17 protein-coding genes and 1 pseudogene are annotated in these 21,349 nt (G+C 70.4%); 14 read left to right on the top strand and 4 right to left on the bottom strand.

Features of this window, described 5'->3' with window-relative positions:
- Nucleotides 1-580: 580 nt before the first annotated feature.
- The 8 genes and pseudogenes from BCF44_RS54840 to BCF44_RS28545 all read left to right on the top strand — a co-directional run bounded on the left by BCF44_RS54840 (nt 581) and on the right by BCF44_RS28545 (nt 7,840).
- Nucleotides 581-1,648 (top strand): helix-turn-helix domain-containing protein, encoded by a 1,068-nt coding sequence (locus BCF44_RS54840; RefSeq protein WP_147328665.1) that lies wholly within the window; start codon nt 581-583, stop codon nt 1,646-1,648.
- 90 nt (nt 1,649-1,738) lie between these two features.
- A complete protein-coding gene (locus tag BCF44_RS28575) occupies nt 1,739-2,260 on the top strand; it encodes an HD domain-containing protein (RefSeq protein ID WP_116177724.1) in 522 nt (173 codons plus the stop codon).
- 165 nt (nt 2,261-2,425) lie between these two features.
- Complete coding sequence (ndk, locus tag BCF44_RS28570) at nt 2,426-2,836, top strand: nucleoside-diphosphate kinase (protein ID WP_116177723.1); 411 nt, start codon at nt 2,426-2,428, stop codon at nt 2,834-2,836.
- Between the two features lie 55 nt (nt 2,837-2,891).
- A pseudogene (locus BCF44_RS28565) lies at nt 2,892-3,131 on the top strand (nucleoside-diphosphate kinase); the annotation flags it as partial.
- Nucleotides 3,132-3,314: 183 nt separating this feature from the next.
- Nucleotides 3,315-4,247, top strand: coding sequence for an ABC transporter ATP-binding protein (locus BCF44_RS28560; protein ID WP_116177493.1), 933 nt, complete (start codon nt 3,315-3,317; stop codon nt 4,245-4,247).
- On the top strand, nt 4,247-5,044 hold the full coding sequence (locus BCF44_RS28555; RefSeq protein WP_116177492.1) for an ABC transporter permease: 798 nt from the start codon (nt 4,247-4,249) through the stop codon (nt 5,042-5,044). The genes BCF44_RS28560 and BCF44_RS28555 overlap by 1 nt, the downstream gene beginning before the upstream one ends.
- A 5-nt stretch (nt 5,045-5,049) precedes the next feature.
- Entirely contained in the window at nt 5,050-5,859 is an 810-nt protein-coding gene (locus tag BCF44_RS28550) for an ABC transporter permease (RefSeq protein WP_116177491.1), read from the top strand.
- Nucleotides 5,860-5,875: 16 nt separating this feature from the next.
- A complete protein-coding gene (locus BCF44_RS28545) occupies nt 5,876-7,840 on the top strand; it encodes a TIGR03960 family B12-binding radical SAM protein (RefSeq protein WP_116177490.1) in 1,965 nt (654 codons plus the stop codon).
- Here the strand turns inward: BCF44_RS28545 and BCF44_RS28540 are convergent.
- Nucleotides 7,823-9,427, bottom strand: coding sequence for a S8 family peptidase (locus tag BCF44_RS28540; protein WP_116177489.1), 1,605 nt, complete (start codon nt 9,425-9,427; stop codon nt 7,823-7,825). The two genes, BCF44_RS28545 and BCF44_RS28540, sit on opposite strands and share 18 nt — an antisense overlap.
- Before the next feature lie 210 nt (nt 9,428-9,637).
- Between BCF44_RS28540 and BCF44_RS28535 the strand changes: the two genes are divergently transcribed.
- The 6 genes from BCF44_RS28535 to proB all read left to right on the top strand — a co-directional run bounded on the left by BCF44_RS28535 (nt 9,638) and on the right by proB (nt 16,982).
- Nucleotides 9,638-10,474, top strand: coding sequence for a TIGR03936 family radical SAM-associated protein (locus BCF44_RS28535; RefSeq protein ID WP_116177488.1), 837 nt, complete (start codon nt 9,638-9,640; stop codon nt 10,472-10,474).
- 147 nt (nt 10,475-10,621) lie between these two features.
- A complete protein-coding gene (locus tag BCF44_RS28530) occupies nt 10,622-13,432 on the top strand; it encodes a translation initiation factor IF-2 N-terminal domain-containing protein (protein WP_116177487.1) in 2,811 nt (936 codons plus the stop codon).
- Between the two features lie 272 nt (nt 13,433-13,704).
- Nucleotides 13,705-14,013 carry a 50S ribosomal protein L21 gene (gene rplU / locus BCF44_RS28525; RefSeq protein ID WP_043717997.1) on the top strand — a complete coding sequence of 103 codons (309 nt, stop codon included), beginning with the start codon at nt 13,705-13,707 and terminating at the stop codon, nt 14,011-14,013.
- A 14-nt stretch (nt 14,014-14,027) separates the two neighbouring features.
- A complete protein-coding gene (gene rpmA, locus BCF44_RS28520; RefSeq protein WP_116177486.1) occupies nt 14,028-14,297 on the top strand; it encodes a 50S ribosomal protein L27 in 270 nt (89 codons plus the stop codon).
- Between the two features lie 57 nt (nt 14,298-14,354).
- Nucleotides 14,355-15,860, top strand: coding sequence for a GTPase ObgE (obgE, locus tag BCF44_RS28515; RefSeq protein WP_116177485.1), 1,506 nt, complete (start codon nt 14,355-14,357; stop codon nt 15,858-15,860).
- A gap of 3 nt (nt 15,861-15,863) precedes the next feature.
- Nucleotides 15,864-16,982, top strand: coding sequence for a glutamate 5-kinase (gene proB / locus BCF44_RS28510; RefSeq protein WP_116177484.1), 1,119 nt, complete (start codon nt 15,864-15,866; stop codon nt 16,980-16,982).
- Between the two features lie 86 nt (nt 16,983-17,068).
- Here the strand turns inward: proB and BCF44_RS28505 are convergent, their stop codons facing one another.
- The 3 genes from BCF44_RS28505 to BCF44_RS28495 all read right to left on the bottom strand — a co-directional run bounded on the left by BCF44_RS28505 (nt 17,069) and on the right by BCF44_RS28495 (nt 21,191).
- Nucleotides 17,069-17,788: a G1 family glutamic endopeptidase gene (locus tag BCF44_RS28505; RefSeq protein WP_116177483.1), complete on the bottom strand. Its 720-nt coding sequence runs from the start codon at nt 17,786-17,788 to the stop codon at nt 17,069-17,071.
- 221 nt (nt 17,789-18,009) lie between these two features.
- Complete coding sequence (locus tag BCF44_RS28500; protein ID WP_246015657.1) at nt 18,010-19,041, bottom strand: DUF2891 domain-containing protein; 1,032 nt, start codon at nt 19,039-19,041, stop codon at nt 18,010-18,012.
- A gap of 62 nt (nt 19,042-19,103) precedes the next feature.
- Nucleotides 19,104-21,191: a RecQ family ATP-dependent DNA helicase gene (locus tag BCF44_RS28495; RefSeq protein ID WP_116177482.1), complete on the bottom strand. Its 2,088-nt coding sequence runs from the start codon at nt 21,189-21,191 to the stop codon at nt 19,104-19,106.
- Between the last annotated feature and the right edge of the window lie 158 nt (nt 21,192-21,349).

Genomic DNA, 21,349 nt, shown 5'->3' with positions numbered 1-21,349 from the left:
AACAGTTGCGTTCGGCGCTAAAGCGGCTGATACGCGGTCATTCCTTGATCTGTGGTGCGGCTGAGATGCGCAGGCAAGATGTCGTCATGCGCACCTCAGCCGAGCTGGAGGCGCACCGTCCGCTGAGCTGTGTGCGGGAGGTCAACGAGACCGGACAGTTCGACGGCGCCGACAGATCGTTCCGCCAGCGGCGGCACCACGATCGCCACGTCGTCGCGACGTACCGCCTTTTGTCTCCTGGGCGGTGTGCGGCAGGACAGTGCACTCGAACCCATACGGATGCGACGGTCAAGAGCAAGTACAGCGTTGCAAGCGAGTAGACCGCGACGTCCTGGGCGACTGGCGTCGCGGCAAGCGAGTCATGCATGGCGGCGCACCTCCAGTCAGGTGACGACCTCGGCAGTGACTCTGCGTGTTGGTTGACCGTCACGTAGTAGACGCTAGGCTTGTTTGTCCTGCACTTGGACTGACTGCGAGTACGGGTTTCAGCTGGTCAAGGCTGAACCGTTGGGGGCCGGAGATGGACCGAGGAAGGCGAACGCGTACCACTGGTACGGGTTCTCCGCGTTGCCTGGGCGTGGTGTCCGGCTACCTGTTCAAGTTGATTCGTGAGTCGATCCCGATGACGCAGGTCGAGCTCGCCGAACGACTTGCCGTCGACCTGAACACAGTCCAGGGATGGGAGCTCGGGCGTCGACCGCTGACATCCATGCGTGCCTTGGATCTCGCACGGTTGCGTATGAAGATGACCGGTCTTGGCGTGCAGCCGAGCTTGTTCGAGCTGCTGTCGGACGCGTTCGAGGCAGATCTCGTCATCGCCGACGCCGTCGAGGCCGGCGCGCGGGTGGCTGATCCAGTAAGCCACCCTCTGGCTGCGGTAGTGCATCGCCGTGACCTCACGAACCTGATCACCTGGCCTGTCACAGGCGTCACGCCTACACAGCTGGCCAACCTTGCAACTGGTCGACCAGTGCGACGAGGGCCTGTTTCGGACCGCCCCGTTTTGCATGCTGATGAACGGGCGCGATTCTTTGATCATCTTCTTACGTCTGCCGATGCGTTTCGTAAAGATGAACACGTCTTGTTGAGGCGTCAGGCGATTTATCTCCTCGGATTCGACGACCGTGAAACCTCGTCGCAATGGCTTCTGGACGAGCAGAATAAGTCCGTTAGTGCGGCGAGTCGCGCTGGAGACATCCCTTCTTGGGTTGCTGTACGGTCGTCGGCGATTGCGCTTGCTCGCAACGGAAACAAGGAGCCCTTGCGGCGGTTCGTTGAGACGGGCTTGTCTACGGACATGCAACAGACCGCAAACCTCAACTACTGGGCATATTGGTTGGGCGAGATTCCCGAAGCGCAAGCTGATGACGGATTCATGATCGATGCGCATCCCAACCGCTGGGCCGGCACACGCGTCATCGAACACCTGCTAGGCCGCCTGCGTCCTGGGTCGGACCACGCGGACCTCAACATCCACACCCTGTGGACTTTGCTTCTCGCCCGGCCCGCTGTACTTGATCACCAACCTGACCTGCGGCGGTTGGCGCTCACCAAGATCGCGCAGACCGAGGCCGATCCCGACCTGGGCTCCCGGACACGTCAGGAGTTGGCTAGCGTGGCCTACGCGATCCGGCTTGCTGACCGATGAGGAAGGTTCCACGTGGCTGCTGACACCAGCTCCGTCTCGCCGACAGAGACGGACACCGACGCGGTTGGCATTGCGACCTTCGCGTTCGAGATGGGTGTGTTGAAGCGGATGCGTCGCGCCGGCTGGTGGCACGTCGGAGTACGGGATCCAGAGTCTGTCGCTGAGCACAGCCTCCGAGTCGCGCAGCTCGCGGGTTTGATTGCTGCTGAGGAAGGTGCAGACCCCGCGCGGGCTGCGTTCATGGCGATCTGGCATGACTCGCAGGAGACACGTACTGGCGACATCCCGCACACGGCAAAGCCCTACATCCCGAGTAGTGGCGACAACGAAGCGATCACCAAGGACCAGGTCGCGAGGATGCCCGAGGCCGCTGCCAAGACCGTGCAGGAGGCCGTCGGCGAGTACGAATCGCAGTCCAGCCTTGAAGCACGCTGCGCCAAGGACGCGGACAAGTTGGAGTGCCTGATCCAGGCTGTCGAGTACGGCGCCGCTGGCTACCAAGGTGTCGAGGGTTGGATCAAGTCATCGCAAGACGCGCTGCGCACCGACACGGCGAAGCGCATAGCGATTGCAGCCCTGTCGACATCTCACATGGCGTGGCGTGACCGCTAGTTCCGGCCTCGTTCTACGACGGCGGCCTGTGCGTTGATGACCGTCCGGATGCGACTTCACGTTGACTGCCCTGAAGGCCAGATGCCGGATGCCGCTCGTTAGGCTGCTGTCCAAACCGTGCTGCGGCATGTAGCAGGGCCGATCCCCATGAAGGAGAAGACAGTCGTGAGCGAGCGCACCCTGGTGCTGGTCAAGCCGGACGGCGTCAGCCGCGGCCTTGTTGGCGAGGTCATCGCCCGTATCGAGCGCAAGGGCCTGAAGCTGGCTGCGCTGGAGCTGCGCACGGCGGACCGTGCCGTGGCCGAGGAGCACTATGCCGAGCATGCCGGCAAGAGCTTTTACGGCGACTTGGTCGAGTTCATCACTGGTGGTCCGCTGGTGGCGATCGTGGTCGAGGGCACGCGCGCGATCTCGGCGTTCCGGCAGCTGGCCGGCGGCACGGACCCGGTGGAGAAGGCGACCCCGGGCACCATCCGGGGCGACTTCGGCCTGGAGGTTCAGTTCAACCTGGTGCACGGTTCGGACTCGCCGGAGTCGGCCGACCGGGAGATCAAGATTTGGTTCCCTAGCCTCTGAGCTGCGGAAACGGGTCAAGTACCCACAGTGCCCCTGTGGGTACTTGACTAAGGGCTTCTACAACGACCTGGTCGAGTTCATCACCGGCGGCCCGCTGGTGGCGATCGTGGTCGAGGGCACGCGCGCGATCTCGGCGTTCCGGCAGCTGGCCGGCGGCACCGACCCCGTCGAGAAGGCGACCCCGGGCACCATCCGCGGCGACTTCGGCCTCGAGGTCCAGTTCAACCTGGTGCACGGCTCGGACTCGCCGGAGTCGGCCGACCGGGAGATCAAGATCTGGTTCCCGAACCTCTGACGCGTCTGCATCGGAGCCGTGCGGGGCGAGGTCGCCGCCGGTGCCTGGACCGCGGGCAGTTGTCGATCGAGTCCGTCCATCGATCGACAACTGACAAGGGAAGGCACCGGCCTCGTGGGCGACCTCGCCCCGCACGGAACGCGCGGCATGTAATTGTCGGGGGTCGGCGCTAGCGTCGGTGCTGTGAGTGACGACGCGGTCCTGGTGCAGGCGGACGGCCTGGTCAAACGGTTCGGCGACTTCGAGGCCGTGCGCGGCATCGACGTGAAGGTCCGGCGCGGCGAGGCGTTCGGCTTCCTCGGCCCGAACGGCGCGGGCAAGTCGTCGACGATGCGCATGATCGCCTGCACGTCGCCGCGGACGGCCGGCGAGCTGCGGGTGCTGGGCATGGACCCGGACCGGCAGGGCCCGCGGATCCGAGCGCGGCTCGGGGTGGTGCCGCAGCAGGACAACCTCGACAACGAGCTGACGGTCCGGCAGAACCTCCAGGTGTACGGCCGGTATTTCGGCCTGTCCCGCGCCCAGGTCCGGGACCGCGCGACGGAGCTGCTGCGGTTCGCGCAGCTCACCGATCGCGCCGACGACCAGGTCGACCCGCTGTCCGGCGGCATGAAGCGACGCCTGACGATCGCCCGCTCGCTGGTGAACGAGCCGGAGCTGCTGCTGCTCGACGAGCCGACCACCGGCCTGGACCCGCAGGCGCGACATCTGTTGTGGGACAGGCTGTTCCGGCTCAAACAGTCGGGCGTCACGCTGATCGTGACCACGCACTACATGGACGAGGCGGAGCAGCTCTGCGACCGGCTCGTGGTGATGGACGGCGGCCGGATCGTCGCGGAGGGCTCGCCGGCGGGACTGATCGCCGAGCACTCCAGCCGCGAGGTGCTGGAGCTGCGGTTCCCGATCGACCAGCAGCAGGCCAACGTGCCGCTGCTGCACGACCTGGCCGAGCGCGTCGAGGTGCTGCCGGACCGGTTGCTGATCTACACCGACGACGGCGAGTCGGTGCTGGCGCAGGCGAGCCGGCGGGGCGTGCGGCCGACCTCGAGCCTGGTGCGACGGTCCACGCTGGAGGACGTCTTCCTGCGCCTGACCGGCCGGACGTTGGTGGACTGATGGCCGCCACCGGACGGACCGTGCACCCGGTCGCGGCGATCGGGTTCGTGCTGGAGGGTCTGTGGACCTGGTACCGCCGCAACTGGCGGTCCACGGCCGTGTCCAGCTTCCTGACGCCGCTGATGTTCCTGACCGCCATGGGTTTCGGGCTGGGCAGCCAGATCAGGCCGGGCCCGGCGACCGACAACCTGCCCTACGTCGTCTACCTCGCGCCGGCGGTGCTGGTGGGGCTGGCGGTGCAGGTGTCGACCGGCGAGTCGTCGTTCCCGGTGCTGGGCTCCTTCAAGTGGGACCAGCGGTACTACGCGATCACCGCCACCCCGGTCACGGTGGACCAGCTGCTCGCCGCGCAGGTCGTGTGGGTGGCGCTGCGGGTGTTCGTCTCCGGCCTCGCCTACGTGCTGGTCGCCGCCCTGTTCGGGGCGTTCGTCAACGCCGGCGCCCTGCTCGCGGTGCCGATCTCGATGCTGGCCGGCCTGGCCTTCGGCACCTGGGTGGTGGCGCTGGCGGCGACCGTCAACGACGAGGGCAACGCCTTCGGCAACGCGTTCCGGTTCGTGGTGGTGCCGATGACGCTGTTCGCCGGCACGTACTACCCGATCAGCCAGCTGCCGGCGTGGAGTCGACCACTCGCCTGGGTGACGCCGCTGTGGCACGGCAACGAGCTGGCCCGGGCCGCCGAGTTCGGCGGCATGAGCCTGCTCACGGCGGCCGGCCACGTGGCCTACCTGCTGGTTCTCGTCGCCGGCGGGGTGCTCACCGCCCGCTGGCGGTTCCACGTGCGGCTGAAGGTGTGAGGGGCATGACGACTCACGGGTTGGTGCTGCGGATCGTGCCCGTCGGCAGCTACGCCGGCCGCGCACGGGCCGTGGTGGAACGCTCCGCGCTGGTCAACCGCCGGAACTGGCTGCTGGTGGTGTCCGGCGTGGTGGAGCCGCTGTTCTACCTGTTCGCGCTGGGCATCGGCTTCGGCGGCATCATCGGGAACCTGACCGCTCCCGACGGTCACCCGATCAGTTACGCCGCGTACGTGGCGCCGGGCCTGCTCGCCGCCTCGGCGATGAACGGGGCCGTGCACGACTCCACCTTCAACGTGTTTATGAAGCTCAAGTACGCCAGGGTGTACGACGCCATGCTGGCCACCCCGCTCGGGCCGATGGACGTGGCGCTGGGGGAGATCTCCTGGTCCCTGCTGCGCGGCGGCATCTACGCCGCCGGTTTCCTGGCCGTGATGGGCGCGCTGGGCCTGATCACCAGCCCGTGGGCGCTGCTGGCGCTGCCCGCCGCGCTGCTGGTCGCCTTCGGCTTCGCGTCCGTCGGCATGGCGGCGGCCACGCTGCTGCGCTCGTGGCAGGACTTCGACCTGATCCTGCTGGTCGTGATGCCGATGTTCCTGTTCTCCACCACCTTCTTCCCGATCACCGTCTACCCGGCGGCCATCCGGGTCGCTGTCGAGTGCTTGCCCCTCTACCACGGCATCGAGCTCATGCGGCAGCTCACCAGCGGGGCCGTGGGCTGGTCCGCGCTGGGCCACGTCGCCTACTTCGCGGCCATGGTCGCGGTGGGTGGCTGGTTCGCCACCCGCCGCCTCGGCAAGCTGCTCCTGACCTGAGCGTTACCCTTGACGGGTGAGTGTCGAGTCGGTCTTCCCCGCGTTGGAGCCTCTGCTGCCGAGGGTGTCCAAGCCGGTCCAGTACGTCGGCGGCGAACTGAACGCGACGGTCAAGGACTGGGACTCGACCGCCGTGCGCTGGTGTCTCATGTACCCGGACGCCTACGAGGTGGGTCTGCCCAACCAGGGCGTCATGATCCTCTACGAGATCCTCAACGAGCTCGAGGACGTGCTGGCCGAGCGCACCTACACGGTGTGGCCGGACCTGGAGGCGCTGATGCGGGAGCACGGCGTCCCGCAGTTCACGGTGGACGCGCACCGCCCGGTCAAGGCGTTCGACGTGCTGGGTCTGAGCTTCGCCACCGAGCTGGGCTACACGAACATGCTCACGGCGCTGGACCTGGCCGGCATCCCGCTGCACGCGGCGGACCGCACCGAGGACGACCCGATCGTGCTGGCCGGCGGGCACGCCGCGTTCAACCCGGAGCCGATCGCGGACTTCATCGACGCGGCGGTGCTCGGCGACGGCGAGGAAGCCGTGCTCGAGGTCACCGACATCATCCGCGAGTGGAAGGCGCAGGGCCGCCCCGGCGGCCGCGACGAGTTGCTGACCCGGCTGGCGGAGACCGGCGGCGTCTACATCCCGCGCTTCTACGACGTGGAGTACCTGGCCGACGGCCGGATCCAGCGGGTGGTGCCCAACACCGACCGCGTGCCGTACCGGGTGTTCAAGCGCACCACCATGGAACTGGACGAGTGGCCCTACCCGAAGCAGCCGCTGGTGCCGCTGGCGGAGAGCGTGCACGAGCGGATGAGCGTGGAGATCTTCCGCGGCTGCACCCGGGGCTGCCGGTTCTGCCAGGCGGGCATGATCACCCGTCCGGTGCGGGAGCGCTCGATCGAGGGCATCGGCGCGATGGTGCAGCGGGGCCTGGAGGCGACCGGCTTCGAGGAGGTCGGCCTGCTGTCGCTGTCCAGCGCGGACCACTCGGAGATCGCCGAGATCACCCGCGGACTGGCCGACCGCTACGAGGGCACGAACACCGGGCTCTCCCTGCCCAGCACCCGGGTCGACGCGTTCAACGTGGACCTGGCCAACGAGATCTCCCGCAACGGCCGCCGGTCCGGCCTGACCTTCGCGCCGGAGGGCGGCAGCGAGCGGATCCGCCGCGTCATCAACAAGATGGTGTCCGAAGAGGACCTCATCCGCACCGTCAGCGCGGCGTTCTCCAACGGCTGGCGGCAGGTGAAGCTGTACTTCATGTGCGGCCTGCCCACCGAGACCGACGAGGACGTGCTCCAGATCGCCCGGATGGCCAAGGAGGTCATCCGCGCGGGCCGGGAAGCCAGCGGCCGCAAGGACATCCGCTGCACGATCTCGATCGGCGGCTTCGTGCCCAAGCCGCACACGCCGTTCCAGTGGGCCCCGCAGTGCGACCCGGACACGGTGGACGACCGGCTGCGCAAGCTGCGCGCCGAGGTGAACCTGGACCGCGGCATGGCCCGCAACATCGGCATGCGCTACCACGACGGCAAACCGTCGCTGATCGAGGGACTGCTCAGCCGCGGCGACCGCCGGGTGGGCCGGGTCGTCGAGCGGGTGTGGCGCGACGGCGGCCGACTGGACGGCTGGAGCGAGCACTTCTCCTACGACCGCTGGGTGAACGCGGCGGCGAGCGAGCTGGAGCCGCTGGGTGTGAGCCTGGCCTGGTTCACCACGCGCGAGCGGGACGAGACCGAGGTCCTGCCCTGGGACCACCTGGACTCGGGCCTGGACAAGGAATGGCTCTGGGCGGACTGGCAGGACGCGCTGTCCGAGCAGGAGCAGGACGACTGCCGCTGGACGCCGTGCTTCGACTGCGGCGTCTGCCCGGCCATGGGCACCGACATCCAGGTCGGTCCCAGCGGCCGCACGCTGCTGCCGATCTCCCCGGTGGGCAAGGGATCCCCGGTCAGGAACCCGTCACTGGCCGGCGGCTAGCTGCTCCGGGCCGACCGGCTGCGGCTTCGTCCGCGACGACGTCGTCGCGGACGAGCCGGAGTCGGTCGGCGTCGAGCCGTTGCTTACAGGTGCGTCGGCCACGGGCGTCTGCGGCGCGGTGCCGCTGGCGACCGCGGCCAGCGCGTTCACCATGCCGTGGCCGTAGAAGCCGTTGTACGAGGCGTAGCCCGAGCAGTACGCGTCCTGCACGCCGGTGTCGTTGAGGTCGTAGTCGCTGGGACACTGCACCGGCTTCGCCTGCTGGTTCAACAACTTCGTCAACTGCGCGGGCGTGTCGCCGGGGTGCGTGGACGCCAGCAGCGCCGCGACACCGGTCACGTGCGGGGCCGCCATGGAGGCGCCGCAGAAGGTGCCGTAGCCACCGGGCACAGTGGACAGCACGCACGCGTTGTCGCCGTTGGACGGTTGCTGCCGCGAGTCACCGCCGGGCGCCGTGACATCGACAGCACCCAGCCCGTACGAGCTGTAGCTGGCCTTCACCTGGCGCGCGCCCACGGACGACACCGCCACCACGTTGTGTTCCTGTGCCGGCAACACCGAACAGTCGCTGCCGACGCTGCGCACGGTGCGGTTGGGCGCGTTGTCGGGGCTGTGCGTGTCGGTGCCGGGCTGCGTGAGGTCGGCCGCCGAGTTGGTGACCGCCGCGACCGTCAGCACGCCCTGCGCCGTCGCGTAGTCCACGGCCCGCTTCATTGCCTCTGTGACCACGCGCTGCCCCGGCTGGTTGGCGCAGGTGTACTCCCACGGGTCCACGTAGTAGCTGTTGTTGGTGACCGTGAAGCCGTGCGTGGCCGCCCACATGAAGCCGCACACCGCGTACTCGGGGTAGATGTACCCGTCGTCGTCGACGACCTTCACGGACGCGATGCGCACGCCCGGGGCCACGCCGGTGACGCCCTTGCCGTCGTCGGCGGCGGCGATGATGCCGGCCACGTGCGTGCCGTGCGGTGACGTCGTCGGGGCCCACGCTGCCACGCTGGGGTCGGGCTTGCCGCTCAGGCAGCCGACGGACAGCTGCGGGTCCAGCGCGGGCTTCAGGTCGGGGTGGCGGGGGTCGATGCCGGAGTCCAGCACGCCGACCACGACCCGCGGGTCGCCCTCGGTGATCTGGTGCGCCTGCGCGGCGTCGATCATCCGCATGTCCCACTGCTCGCCGCTACGGTCCGTGGTCGGCACCGACTCGGTGCTGGTCGACGCGGCGGCGCCGGTCTCATCGGCCTTCTTGCGGGTCGCCCGCCCGTTCGAGGTCCAGGTCTCGCCCTGCGCGCTGTACGCCCGGTCCGGGCCGATCTTGTCGCCGAACCCGGGGTCCGGCGAGGTGGCCACGGCCACCGCGATCTGCGCGTAGTACACGGTCGCGGTGCCGCAGGCCGCGGCGATCTGCGCGTCGGCGTCCGGCTCGGTGGTGCCCTTGTCGAAGACGACCAGGTAGCGCAGGGTGGGCCCGGGCTGGACGCAGCCCCCCGGCGCCTGCTCGTCCGCGCCGGCCACGGGCGCGCCGAGGCACGCCGCCACCAGGAGGGCAGCACCCAGAGCCGCCAGCGGCGCCCGGCGGAGCAGAGGCACGGAAGACCTCCATCTCTGTGGTGGGCGTTTCGGGGGTCGCCCACGTCAGCGATCAGCCGGACGGTAGCCACCCCCCGGCCGTCGGACAAGCCCGGCGGTCGACGTCAGTGTGCTCGGAGCCCGCCGGGTACCGTCCTACCGGACCCGTCGAACCAGCCAAGGAGAGTAGTCCTGAGCCGCCAAGACTCGCCCAACCCGTCCGCCGCCGCGGTGCAGAAGCTCAGGCTGCGCTACACCAAGCGGGGACGGCTCCGGTTCACCTCGCACCGGGACGTGGCCCGCACCTTCGAGCGGGCGCTGCGGCGCGCCGGCGTGCCGATGGCGTACTCGCAGGGCTTCAGCCCGCACCCGAAGATCTCCTGGATCGGCGCCGCGCCGACCGGGGTGGCCAGCGAGGCGGAGTACGTCGAGATCGGCGTGGTCGACCGGATCGACGCCGAGGCGCTGCGCCGCGCGCTGGACGAGGCCCTGCCGCCCGGCCTGGACGTGGTCGACGCGGTGCAGGCGGAGCAGGGGTCGCTGGCCGACCGGATCGACGCCAGCCGCTGGCTGGTCGAGCTGCCCGGGGTGGACCCCGACGAGCTGCGCGCGGCGGTCGACGCGCTGCTCGCGGCCGAGTCCGTCGAGGTCGAGCGCCTGACCAAGGACGGCCGGCGGATCATGGACGTGCGGCCGGGGGTGGTCACCGCCGAGGTGGGTGATGTGACCTCTCTCACGGCGACGCTTAGTGATCAAGGAGTGGGCGCAACGGGTGATTTGGCGGACGCGCCGCTTCCGCGTAAGGACGACGACACGGCCGCGTCCCGTCCGTATGGGATACTCGTGATGGTGGTACGGCAGCTGACCCCTGCGGTGCGACCCGATGACGTGCTGAGTGCGCTCCGCGTCGTCGCCGGACTCCAACCCCCGGTACCCGCGAAGGCGACCCGGTTGGCGCAGGGCCGGCTCGACGACGCGGGTGGGCTCGCCGACCCGTTCGCCCCCGAGGGGCGCGGGGCGGCGGACCCGGCCAGGGAGCAGGAGCCGGACCAGCCCGCCGTCGATTGACCTGCTGCCCGCAGGCCTGGCCACGCCAGGAAGCCGGGCGGCGCCAGGCAAGGTTTCCCGTCGCCGACGGCGACGGAGACAGAACAAGAACGGGCCCCTGTGTGGCCGCGTCCAGACACTGGACGCGCCCGGGGGCGGAGGAGCTACATGTCGAAGAAGAAGATCCCCGCCGGCGGGCCCGGCGGGGATGGCACCACACCCATTCCCGAGTTCCCTCCCAAGCTGCGGGTGCACGCGCTGGCCAAGGCGCTGGGCGCCAGCAGCCGCGAGGTGCTCGCCGCGCTGGGCGACCTCGGCGAGGTCGTGCGCAGCCCCCAGTCGAGCGTGAGCCGCGAGGTCGCCGAGCAGGTCGCCAAGTCCCTGCTGGCCGTCGGCGACCAGGACGTGGACGACGACACCGACGAGGTGCTGGTCGCGCACGACGAGCTGGCGGACGTGCTGGCCGAGCGCGCCGAGGACGACGAGCCCGTCGCCGAGGACGAGGACGACGCCGTGGCGGTCGCGCTGGCCCCGGTCTTCGCGCCGCCGTCGGTGGTCTTCCTGCCGCCGAGCGCCGCCACCGCCGAGCCACGCCCGTCGCGCCGCCGTCGCGCCGCCGAGCCGGTGGTCGAGGAGCCCGTCGCGGAAGACGAGGACGAGCCCGTCCAGGCCGAGGCCGTCGTCGAGGACGCCGAGGACGACGACGACAGCGCCACCCGTCGCCGCCGCCGTCGCGGCCGTCGCGGCCGTGGCCGTGGCAAGGGCGGTCCCGAGGACGCCACCGCCGAGGGCGAGGGTGACGAGGACGCCGAGGCGGCCGCCGAGGGCGAGCCGGAGGAGTCGGCCGACGCCGAGTCCGGTGAGGACGCCGAGTCCGAGGACGGTGCGGGGAACCGCCGCCGTCGCCGCCGCCGTCGCCGCAAGGGCGGCGCGGACGACGACGTCGCCGCGTCCGACGACGACCCGCCGAACACCGTCGTGCACGTGCGCAACGCCGCCCCGGCCCGGGACGAGGAGCGCTCCGAGGCGGCCAAGGACGAGGTGCGCAGCGTGCGCGGCTCGACCCGGCTGGAGGCCAAGCGCCAGCGCCGCCGGGACGGCCGGGAGGCCGGCCGCCGCCGTGTGCCGATCCTGTCCGAGGCCGAGTTCCTGGCCCGCCGCGAGGCCGTGGCCCGCAAGATGGTCGTGCGCGAGCGCGGCGACCGCACCCAGATCGCCGTCCTCGAGGACGGGGTGCTCGTCGAGCACTTCGTGACCTCGGCCGGCACGGGTTCGCTGGTCGGCAACGTCTACCTCGGCCGGGTGCAGAACGTGCTGCCCAGCATGGAGGCGGCGTTCGTGGACATCGGCCGCGGCCGCAACGCCGTGCTCTACGCCGGCGAGGTGGACTGGGACGCCGCCGGCCTGGAGGGCAAGGCCCGCAAGATCGAGCAGGCGCTGTCCACCGGCGACAGCGTGCTGGTCCAGGTGACCAAGGACCCGGTCGGGCACAAGGGCGCCCGGCTGACCACGCAGATCAGCCTGCCGGGCCGGTTCCTGGTGTACGTGCCGGGCGGCGGCGCCACGGGCATCAGCCGCAAGCTGCCGGACAACGAGCGCAAGCGCCTCAAGGACATCCTCAAGCGCGTCGTGCCCGAGGACGCCGGCGTGATCATCCGCACCGCCTCGGAGGGCATCGCCGAGGAGGAGCTGGGCCGCGACGTGCGACGCCTCCAGGCCACCTGGGACGTCATCAAGGAGAAGGCCGACGCGCCTAGGGCGCAGGCTCCGCAGCTGCTCTACGAGGAGCCGGACCTGCTGGTGAAGGTCGTGCGCGACCTGTTCACCGAGGACTTCTCCGAGCTGATCGTGCAGGGCGAGCAGGCCTGGGACACCATCGACGGGTACGTCCGGCACGTCGCCCCCGACCTGGCCGAGCGGCTGCGCAAGCACGTCGGGCTCAACGACGTGTTCACCGAGCAGCGCATCGACGAGCAGATCACCAAGGCGCTGGACCGCAAGGTGTGGCTGCCCTCGGGCGGCTATCTGGTGATCGACCGCACCGAGGCGATGACCGTCATCGACGTCAACACCGGGAAGTTCACCGGATCGGGTGGCAACCTGGAGGAGACGGTCACCAGGAACAACCTGGAGTCGGCCGAGGAGATCGTCCGCCAGCTCCGGCTGCGCGACATCGGCGGCATCATCGTCATCGACTTCATCGACATGGTGCTGGAGTCCAACCGCGACCTGGTGCTGCGCCGGCTGACCGAGTGCCTGGGCCGGGACCGCACCCGCCACCAGGTCGCCGAGGTCACCTCGCTGGGCCTGGTGCAGATGACCCGCAAGCGGGTCGGCACCGGCCTGCTGGAGGCGTTCAGCACCACCTGCGAGCACTGCCGCGGGCGGGGCGTGGTCGTGACCACCGAGCCGATCAGCCACAACCACGGCAACGGCCAGTCGGGCGGCAACGGCAACGGGCAGGGCGGCAACGGCCAGGGCGGGCAGCAGCAGGCCCAGGCCGACAAGCCGGCGGAGAAGTCGGGCCGCAAGCGCAACCGCAACCGGCACCGCGGCGAGGAGCCGGCGGCGGAGGTCGCGGCCGAAGCGCCGGCTGCCGAGGTTGCGGCTGTCGAGGCGCCGGCTTCCGAGGTTCTGGCTGCCGAGGTCGTCGAGGCCGAGCAGGCTCCCGTCGAGGCAGCCCAGGCCCCGGCCGAGCCGGCCGTGGCCGAGGTCGCGGAACCGGTCGTCGCCGTCGAGGCGCCGGCCGAGCCCGTCGCCGAGGAGGCCGCCCCGGCGGTCGCCGCGGCCGCGGTGACCGGCCCGGCCGCCGTGTCGGTGGCCTACGAGGTGCCGGAGCAGCCGAGCGTCGCCGAGGCCAACGGCCACCACACGCCGGAGCCGGCGGCCGAGCCCGTGGTGTCCGCCACACGGCGTCGTCCGCGGCGCGCAGCGTCCCGGCCCGCGGGCCCGCCGGCCAGCACGGTGACGCAGGACTGACCTGGTGTTTCGCCGGCCCGTGGGCATCCGTCCACGGGCCGGTGCGGCACGCCTGGAGTGACCACCGTCACCCCGGCCCGGCTACGGGGACCCCGGTTTGACCTCCCGTCCACCCGGCCCGTAACCTCTTGTTTGGCCCTCATCCGGAGGGCCCCGTCGTGCGCCAGTCCAAGCTGGTCGGAATTCGCTGCGTTGGATTCCTTGGGGAATGTTCCCTGCCCTTGGACCGTGCGTGCCCCGTCAACGTCGAGTAGCAGGAGACTTCCGTCCCGATGTACGCGATCGTCAAGACTGGCGGCAAGCAGTACAAGGTTGCCGTCGGCGACATCGTCCAGGTCGAGAAGCTCGACGGTGGACCGGGCGCCGAAGTCAGCTTCCCAGCGCTGCTCGTCGTCGATGGCAGCGATGTCATCGCTGACGCCGACGCCCTGGGCAAGGTTTCGGTGACCGCCAAGGTCGTCGAGCACACCAAGGGCCCCAAGATCCGCATCCACAAGTTCAAGAACAAGACCGGTTACCACAAGCGCCAGGGTCACCGCCAGAAGCTGACCCGCGTCGAGGTCACCGCCATCACTAAGTGAGGACCTGACCAGCCATGGCACACAAAAAGGGTGCATCCAGCTCCCGCAACGGCCGTGACTCCAACGCTCAGTACCTCGGGGTCAAGCGTTACGGCGGTCAGGTCGTCAAGGCCGGCGAGATCCTGATCCGCCAGCGCGGCACCAAGTTCCACCCCGGGGTGAACGTGGGCCGCGGCAAGGACGACACGCTGTTCGCGCTGTCGGCCGGCGCCGTCGAGTTCGGCATCAAGCGCGGTCGCAAGACCGTCAACATCGTCCCGGTCGAGGCTGCCGTCTCCGCCTGAGGATCGATTTCTGACGAGGGGTGACCGGCGTACAACCGGTTCACCCCTCGTTTTTTCATGCTCCGGAAGGAAGTTCTTCTCGTGTCTCGCTTCGTTGACCGCGTGACCATCCACGTGGCGGCCGGTAACGGCGGGAACGGCTGCGCCTCGGTGCACCGCGAGAAGTTCAAGCCGCTGGGCGGCCCGGACGGCGGCAACGGCGGTCGCGGCGGCGACGTCGTGCTGGTCGTCGACCCCAGCGTGCACACCCTGCTGGACTTCCACTTCCGCCCGCACGCCCGCGCCACCAACGGCCGCCAGGGCCAGGGCGCGAACCGCGACGGCGCCCAGGGCGAGGACCTGGAGCTGCGCGTCCCCGACGGCACCGTGGTGCTCAGCCCGAGCGGCGAGGTGCTGGCCGACCTGGTCGGCGCCGGCACCCGGCTGGTCGCGGCCCAGGGCGGCCGCGGCGGCCTCGGCAACGCCGCGCTGGCCTCCAAGGCCCGCCGCGCCCCCGGCTTCGCGCTGCTGGGCGAGGACGGCGAGACCCGGGACCTGGTCCTGGAGCTCAAGTCGGTCGCCGACGTCGGCCTGGTCGGCTTCCCGTCCGCCGGCAAGTCGTCGCTGATCGCCGTGCTGTCGGCGGCGCGGCCCAAGATCGCCGACTACCCGTTCACCACGCTGGTGCCCAACCTCGGCGTGGTCACCGCGGGCGAGTCGGTCTTCACCATGGCCGACGTGCCCGGCCTGATCCCCGGCGCGAGCGAGGGCAAGGGCCTCGGCCTGGACTTCCTGCGCCACATCGAGCGCTGCGCCGTGCTGGTGCACGTCGTCGACTGCGCCACCTACGAGCCCGGCCGCGACCCGCTGTCCGACATCGACGCGCTGGAGGCCGAACTCGGCCGGTACACGCCGTCGCTGGGTGGCGAGCTGGCCGGGCGGCCGCGGCTGGTGGTGCTGAACAAGACCGACGTGCCGGACGGCAAGGATCTCGCCGAGCTGGTGCGGCCCGAGATCGAGGCCCGCGGCCTGCCGGTGTTCGAGATCTCCACGGTGACCCGGACCGGCCTGCGGGAGCTGAGTTTCGCCCTGGCCAAGGCCGTCGAGGAGCACCGGGCGGCGCAGCCGATCCTCGAGCCGACCCGCATTGTGCTGAGGCCGGTCGCGGTCGACGACCAGGGCTTCACCGTCGAGCCGGACCCGGAGAACGAGGGCGGCTTCGTGGTGCGCGGCAGCCGGCCGGAGCGGTGGATCCGCCAGACCCAGTTCTCCAACGACGAGGCCGTCGGCTACCTCGCCGACCGGCTCGCCCGGCTGGGTGTGGAGGAGGCGCTGGCCAAGGCCGGCGCGGTGCCGGGCTGCCCGGTCACCATCGGCGACGTGACGTTCGACTGGGAACCGTCCACGCCGGCCGGCATCGCGGTACTGATGACGGGTCGCGGCACCGACGTCCGGTTGGAGACCAACAACCGCGTCGGCGCGGCCGAGCGCAAGGCGGCCCGCAAGGCCCGGCGGACCCCGGGCGAGTGGCCGGAATTCGACGACGCTGTGCTCGATGAATCGGGCGAAGACTCCGAGGAGTAGGTCGTGTCGCAGGCCCGCCAGTCGGTGGCCGCCGCGAAGCGGATCGTGGTCAAGGTCGGATCTTCCTCACTGACCACCGCGATCGGGGGCCTGGACCCGAGCCGGTTGGACGCGTTGGTCGACGCGCTCGCCGCGCGGTCGAAGGCCGGCAGCCAGGTGGTGCTGGTGTCGTCCGGCGCGATCGCGGCGGGCCTGGCGCCGCTGGGCATCGGCAAGCGCCCCAAGGACCTCGCCACCCAGCAGGCCGCGGCCAGCGTCGGCCAGCTGGAACTGGTCCACGCCTACGCCACCTCGTTCGCCCGCTACGACCTGACCGTCGGCCAGCTGCTGCTCACCGCCGACGACGTCGTGCGTCGCTCCCACTACCGGAACGCGCAGCGCACCTTCTCCCGGCTGCTGGCGCTGGGCGTGGTGCCGGTCGTCAACGAGAACGACACCGTGGCCACCGACGAGATTCGTTTCGGTGACAACGACCGGCTCGCCGCGTTGGTGGCGCACCTGATCGGGGCCGACGCGCTGGTGCTGCTGTCCGATGTGGACGCCCTGTACGACGGGGATCCCCGGCGGGGCGGGGCAAGGCGCATCACCGAGGTCGCCGACGAGTCCGACCTGGCCGACGTCATCGCCGGCACGACCGGCGCCTCCGGCGTCGGCACCGGCGGCATGGCGTCCAAGCTCGCCGCCGCCCGCCTGGCGTCGTCCGCCGGCGTGCCGGTGCTGCTGGCGTCCGCCGCCGATGCCGCCACGGCTCTGTCCGCCGCTGACGTGGGCACTGCCTTCGCCGCCACCGGTTCGCGGCTGTCGGCTCGCCGGTTCTGGCTCGCCCACGCCGCCGATTCCGCCGGCAGCCTCAAGTTGGACGACGGGGCCGTCGCCGCCGTCGTGACCCGCCGCCGTTCACTGCTCGCGGCAGGCATCGCCGACGTGGCCGGCGATTTCGACGCCGGCGACGTCGTCGACCTCACCGACCTGACCGGCAGGGTGGTCGCCCGCGGTGTCGTCGCCTTCGACGCCGTCGAGCTGCCGGCGATGATCGGCCGATCCAGCGCGCACCTCGCGCCGGAACAGCGCCGCGAAGTCGTGCACGCCGACGACCTGGTGCCGCTGCCGCACCGGACCTGACCGGGATTTCAATCCCCGGAAATGAGAACCGCACCCGCCACAGGGATCGCCCGTGACGGGTGCGGCTGCCTACCGCAGGCGCTGGGTCAGTGCCTGGTGATCGAGAACCCGGTGCCGTCGGAGCTGATCGCGCCGGGGATCCAGGTGTTGGTGCCGCGGTCGTCCGCGTCCAGCGCGGACGGGTTGGTGGCCTTCAGCGTCTTGCCGTCGAACTTCACGCCGGTGAACGAGATGGTGTTGCCGGCGATCGACGGGTACGAGTCGGTGGGCGACTCGATGATCGCCTCGGCCGAGGAGTGCTTGGCGTTCAGCGACTTGGTGGTGGTCTTGGTCCAGCCCTTGGTGGTGTCGCTGATGGTCAGCTTGTAGCTGTTGCTGGAGCGGGTCACCGTGGCGGTGAAGTGGTCGCCGGCGCTGACGGCGTTGCTGTAGTACACCGGCGCGGCCGGGTACATCTCGTACCACGCCTGGTAGACCGCGTGGCCGCTGGAGCAGTCGGTGGCGACACCGGTCTGCTCGACCGTCGAGGAGCCGTCGCCGTCGATGCCCACCCACGGCGCGAACAGGTCGTTGGTGGACCGGCAGGTGACCGAGGGTTCGGTCCAGCTGGCGGTCGCCGTCGTCCAGCTGCCGAAGCTGGCGTAGCCGCCCCAGTTGCCGCCGGAGAAGGCACTGCCCGCGCCGTGGCCGAACTTCAGCTGGGGGCCGAAGGAGGCCGGGCCGGTGGCGGCGACAGCCGTGCCGGCGAGGCTGGCGGCCGCCAGGGCCGCCGCGACCAGGGCACGGGTGAGACGAGTGGCGTGCATTTCCGATCCTTTCACCGGCGCCTCCCGTTCGCTGATCGGCGATGCGGGGAGCGCCTTGCAGGGGTGGTGGAGGGACAGGCGTCAATTCCCGGAATTCCGCCGGGGAACTGATCAGATTCCCCGGCGGAACCCGTACTGATCTTTCAACGGGGCAACAGCGCGGCGGTAGCTACTTTCGGGGGGTTCCCGCCGGTGATTGATCCCTTTTGCACGGCTTGTCGTCAGGTGAGCAGCAGCACCGCGTAGGTCGCGAGCCAGTGCTCGACCATGTAGTCGGTGCCGCTGGTCAGGTCCAGTTCCGGCACCGCGTGGGCGGCCGCGGCCTCGCGCATCGCGGGGATGCGGACATCGGTCGGCGGAAGGGCTGCGGCCAGTCGGAGCAGGCACCACGCGCGGCTCAGATTCAATCCGTGCAGATGTGCGATCTGGCCGTCGGAGTCGTCGGAAACGACGGCCGGCGTAAACAGCCCGCTGTTCGTGATGTCCGGCAGGAATCGATCGAACCATCGGGTGAACTCGGTTGGACCGAACAGGTTCGCCATCAGTTCCGCCTCGCAGAGCGCGGCCGACAGGAAATCGGCGCCGCCCGGCTCGTACCGGGCCGGATAGTCGGTGTCGTCGTCGAACCAGCGGTGTGCGGCGTCGATGACGGCGGCCAGCAGCGCCGGCTCGCCCCGGTCGGCCAGCGCGCGGGCGTGCGGCAACGCCCGGGACAGCCCGAACGCGCCGTTGTAGTGCATGCCCTGCCGGTCCGGGTAGGTGGCCTTGGGCAGCCAGCTGAGAAACGCGTCCGTGATCGTCTCCGTCAGCGGCGTCAGATTCGCCGCCCAGCGCCGCGCGTCCGGGTCGTCCCAGGTGGACAACTCGTGGTGCAGCATGTGCTCCCAGGCCCACGCGTAGGGCCGGGAGTGCCGGTCGAACTCGTGGAAACTGCGGGTCTCCACGGCGATGTTGTCGGCTGTCAGGTGCTCGTCGAGCACCGCTCGGATCTCGTCCGCCGGGACGCTGTCGGGCACCGTGCGCAGCAGGCGCACGACCGCCCAGTGCATCTCCACGCACGAGTGCCAGTCGAGACAGCCGTAGAACGCCGGAAACACGTCCTTGGGCCGGTTCGGCAGCTCACCGGGCCCCTTCATCATGTGCCTGATGTCGTTCGGGAACTCCCGGCGCACGTTGACCAGAATGACCTTCGCGAATTGCTCGGCCCGGACCAGCAGGAGCTCCTGCCGGTCGGCCTTCCCCAGAGTGCTCACGACTCTCCTCCGTGATGAGCGGATTGTGGTGAGATCGCTCCCGGGGGTTCCTCGCGTTACACCTAGTTCGTGACCGCCAGGGCGAACGGCAGCACCGCGGGCGCGCCTCCTTCCCGGAGCAGTCGTGCGGCGAGCGTCATCGTCCAGCCGCTGTCCACCAGATCGTCCACCAGCAACACCGGCCCGTCGGCGGCGAGCGACTCCGGCGCGCGCAGCCCCTGCCACAGACCGGCCAGCCGCTGCGCGCTGTTGCTGCGCCGGCTGCCCTCGCCGGCCGAGGTGACCTCGCCGAGGTAGGTCAGCCGGCCGATCGACGCCAGCCTCTCACCCAGGCTGGCGACGAGTTTCGGCCGCCGGCGCGAGCCGATCGTCACCACGCCCGACGGCCGTTGCGACCACTTCCAGGCGGCGAGCACCTGCACGCACGCCTGGAACACGTCGTCCGGCACCGGCTGATCCGGGGTGTTCTCCGCGAGCAGGTCGCGCAGGCGATTGCCCCAGCCGATGTCGGTCAGCCGGCCCAGGGCCCGACCCTCCTCGGCCTGCTGGCCCGCCGGGATCTTTCCCGACAGCGGAACGCCCAGGCCCGACATGCCGCTCGGCCACATCCGGCGCGGCGCGATCTCCACGCCCGGCCGGTTGAGCCGGTCCTGCGCCGCCGTCGATGCCTGCCCGGACACCTCGACGCTCCACCGCCGGCCCGTGCAGTTGTCGCACCGCCCGCACGGCGCCGCCGTCGGATCGTCCAGCTGCCGCAACAGGAATTCCATGCGGCAGCCGTCGGTCGCCTGATAGTCGAGCATCGCCTGCTGCTCGGCCCGCCGCGCTTCGCCGAGCCGGCCGTAGCGCTCCCCGTCGTAGTGCCACGGCCCGCCCGTCGACACCCAGCCGCCGCGCACCCGGTGCACCGCGCCGTCCACATCCAACACCTTGAGCACGACTTCGAGCCGGCTCCGCGACAGCTCCACCATCGGTTCCAGTGCCGCTGTCGACAGTGGACGGTCGCTGCCCGCGAGGGCGTCCAACACTTGCCGCACAATGTGTTCCGGCGGGAAGGCCAGCGACGCGAAGTACTGCCAGATGTCCCGGTCCTCGCGTCCCGGCAGCAGCAGCACCTCCGCGCGCTGCACGCCCCGGCCGGCGCGGCCGATCTGCTGGTAGTACGCGATCGGCGACTGCGGCGCGCCCAGGTGCACCACGAATCCCAGGTCCGGCTTGTCGAAACCCATGCCCAGCGCCGAGGTCGCCACCAGCGCCTTCACCCGGTTCGCCAGCAGGTCCGCCTCGGCACGTTCGCGTTCGGCCGGGTCGGTCTTGCCGGAGTACGCCGCCACCTCGAAGCCGCGCTCGCGCAGGAACGAGGCCACGTCCTCGGCCGCTGACACCGTCAGCGTGTAGATGATGCCGGAGCCGGGGAGCTCCGTCAGCTTCTCCGCCAGCCACCCCAGCCGGGCCGCCGGGCTCGGCAGCGTGACGACGGCCAGGTGCAGGCTCTCCCGGTCCAGCGGGCCGCGCAGCACCAACGTCTGCGTGCCGCCGATGCCCAACTGGTCGGCGACGTCCCGGACCACGCGGTCGTTCGCGGTCGCCGTCGTCGCCAACACCGGCACACCTTCCGGCAGTTCACCCAGAAGTGTGCGGAGGCGGCGGTAGTCGGGACGGAAGTCGTGGCCCCAGTCGGAGATGCAGTGGGCCTCGTCCACCACGAGCAGGCCGGCGCTCGCGGTCAGACTCGGCAGCACGTTGTCGCGGAAGTCCGGGTTGTTCAGCCGTTCCGGGCTGACCAGCAGCACGTCCACGTCGCCGGCCGTGACGGCGTCCTGGACCTCCTGCCACTTGCCGAGGTTGGCGGAGTTGATGGTCGCCGCCCGGACCCCCGCGCGGGCCGCCGCCTCCACCTGGTTGCGCATCAGGGCCAGCAACGGCGAGACGATCACCGTCGGGCCCTCGCCGAGGGAACGCAGCAGCGCCGTCGCGATGAAGTACACCGCCGACTTGCCCCACCCCGTGCGCTGCACGACCAGCGCGCGCCGACGCTGCGACACCAGTGCGCTGATCGCCGTCCACTGGTCGTCACGGAGTTTCGCCTCCGGTCCGGCGAGGGATCGGAGGTGCTCCTCTGCCTGCTCGCGCAAGGCCAGGTCGTCCATGCCCCCATGCCTACACCAGCACCCTGACAGTATCTTCGCCGCCCATGCCGGGCGGGCATCGGCCGCCCACGAGGCCGATGCCTTCCCTTGTCAGTTGTCGATCGATGGACAGACTCGATCGACAACTGCCGCGGTCCAGGCATCGGCGGCGGCCGAGC

The organism is Kutzneria buriramensis (genome assembly GCF_003387475.1).
Taxonomy (GTDB): Bacteria; Actinomycetota; Actinomycetes; order Mycobacteriales; family Pseudonocardiaceae; genus Kutzneria; species Kutzneria buriramensis.
Note: the sequence above shows the minus strand (reverse complement) of the source record. Positions and strands in the feature narration are given on the sequence as shown.

Excerpts from the sequence above, each read along its gene's own strand:
- BCF44_RS28505 (WP_116177483.1), bottom strand. The coding sequence starts at position 17,788 with ATGCACGCCACTCGTCTCACCCGTGCCCTGGTCGCGGCGGCCCTGGCG.
- BCF44_RS28555 (WP_116177492.1), top strand. The coding sequence starts at position 4,247 with ATGGCCGCCACCGGACGGACCGTGCACCCGGTCGCGGCGATCGGGTTC.
- obgE (WP_116177485.1), top strand. The coding sequence starts at position 14,355 with ATGCTCCGGAAGGAAGTTCTTCTCGTGTCTCGCTTCGTTGACCGCGTG.
- rplU (WP_043717997.1), top strand. The coding sequence starts at position 13,705 with ATGTACGCGATCGTCAAGACTGGCGGCAAGCAGTACAAGGTTGCCGTC.
- BCF44_RS28550 (WP_116177491.1), top strand. The coding sequence starts at position 5,050 with ATGACGACTCACGGGTTGGTGCTGCGGATCGTGCCCGTCGGCAGCTAC.
- rpmA (WP_116177486.1), top strand. The coding sequence starts at position 14,028 with ATGGCACACAAAAAGGGTGCATCCAGCTCCCGCAACGGCCGTGACTCC.
- BCF44_RS28575 (WP_116177724.1), top strand. The coding sequence starts at position 1,739 with ATGGGTGTGTTGAAGCGGATGCGTCGCGCCGGCTGGTGGCACGTCGGA.
- BCF44_RS28495 (WP_116177482.1), bottom strand. The coding sequence starts at position 21,191 with ATGGACGACCTGGCCTTGCGCGAGCAGGCAGAGGAGCACCTCCGATCC.
- BCF44_RS28530 (WP_116177487.1), top strand. The coding sequence starts at position 10,622 with ATGTCGAAGAAGAAGATCCCCGCCGGCGGGCCCGGCGGGGATGGCACC.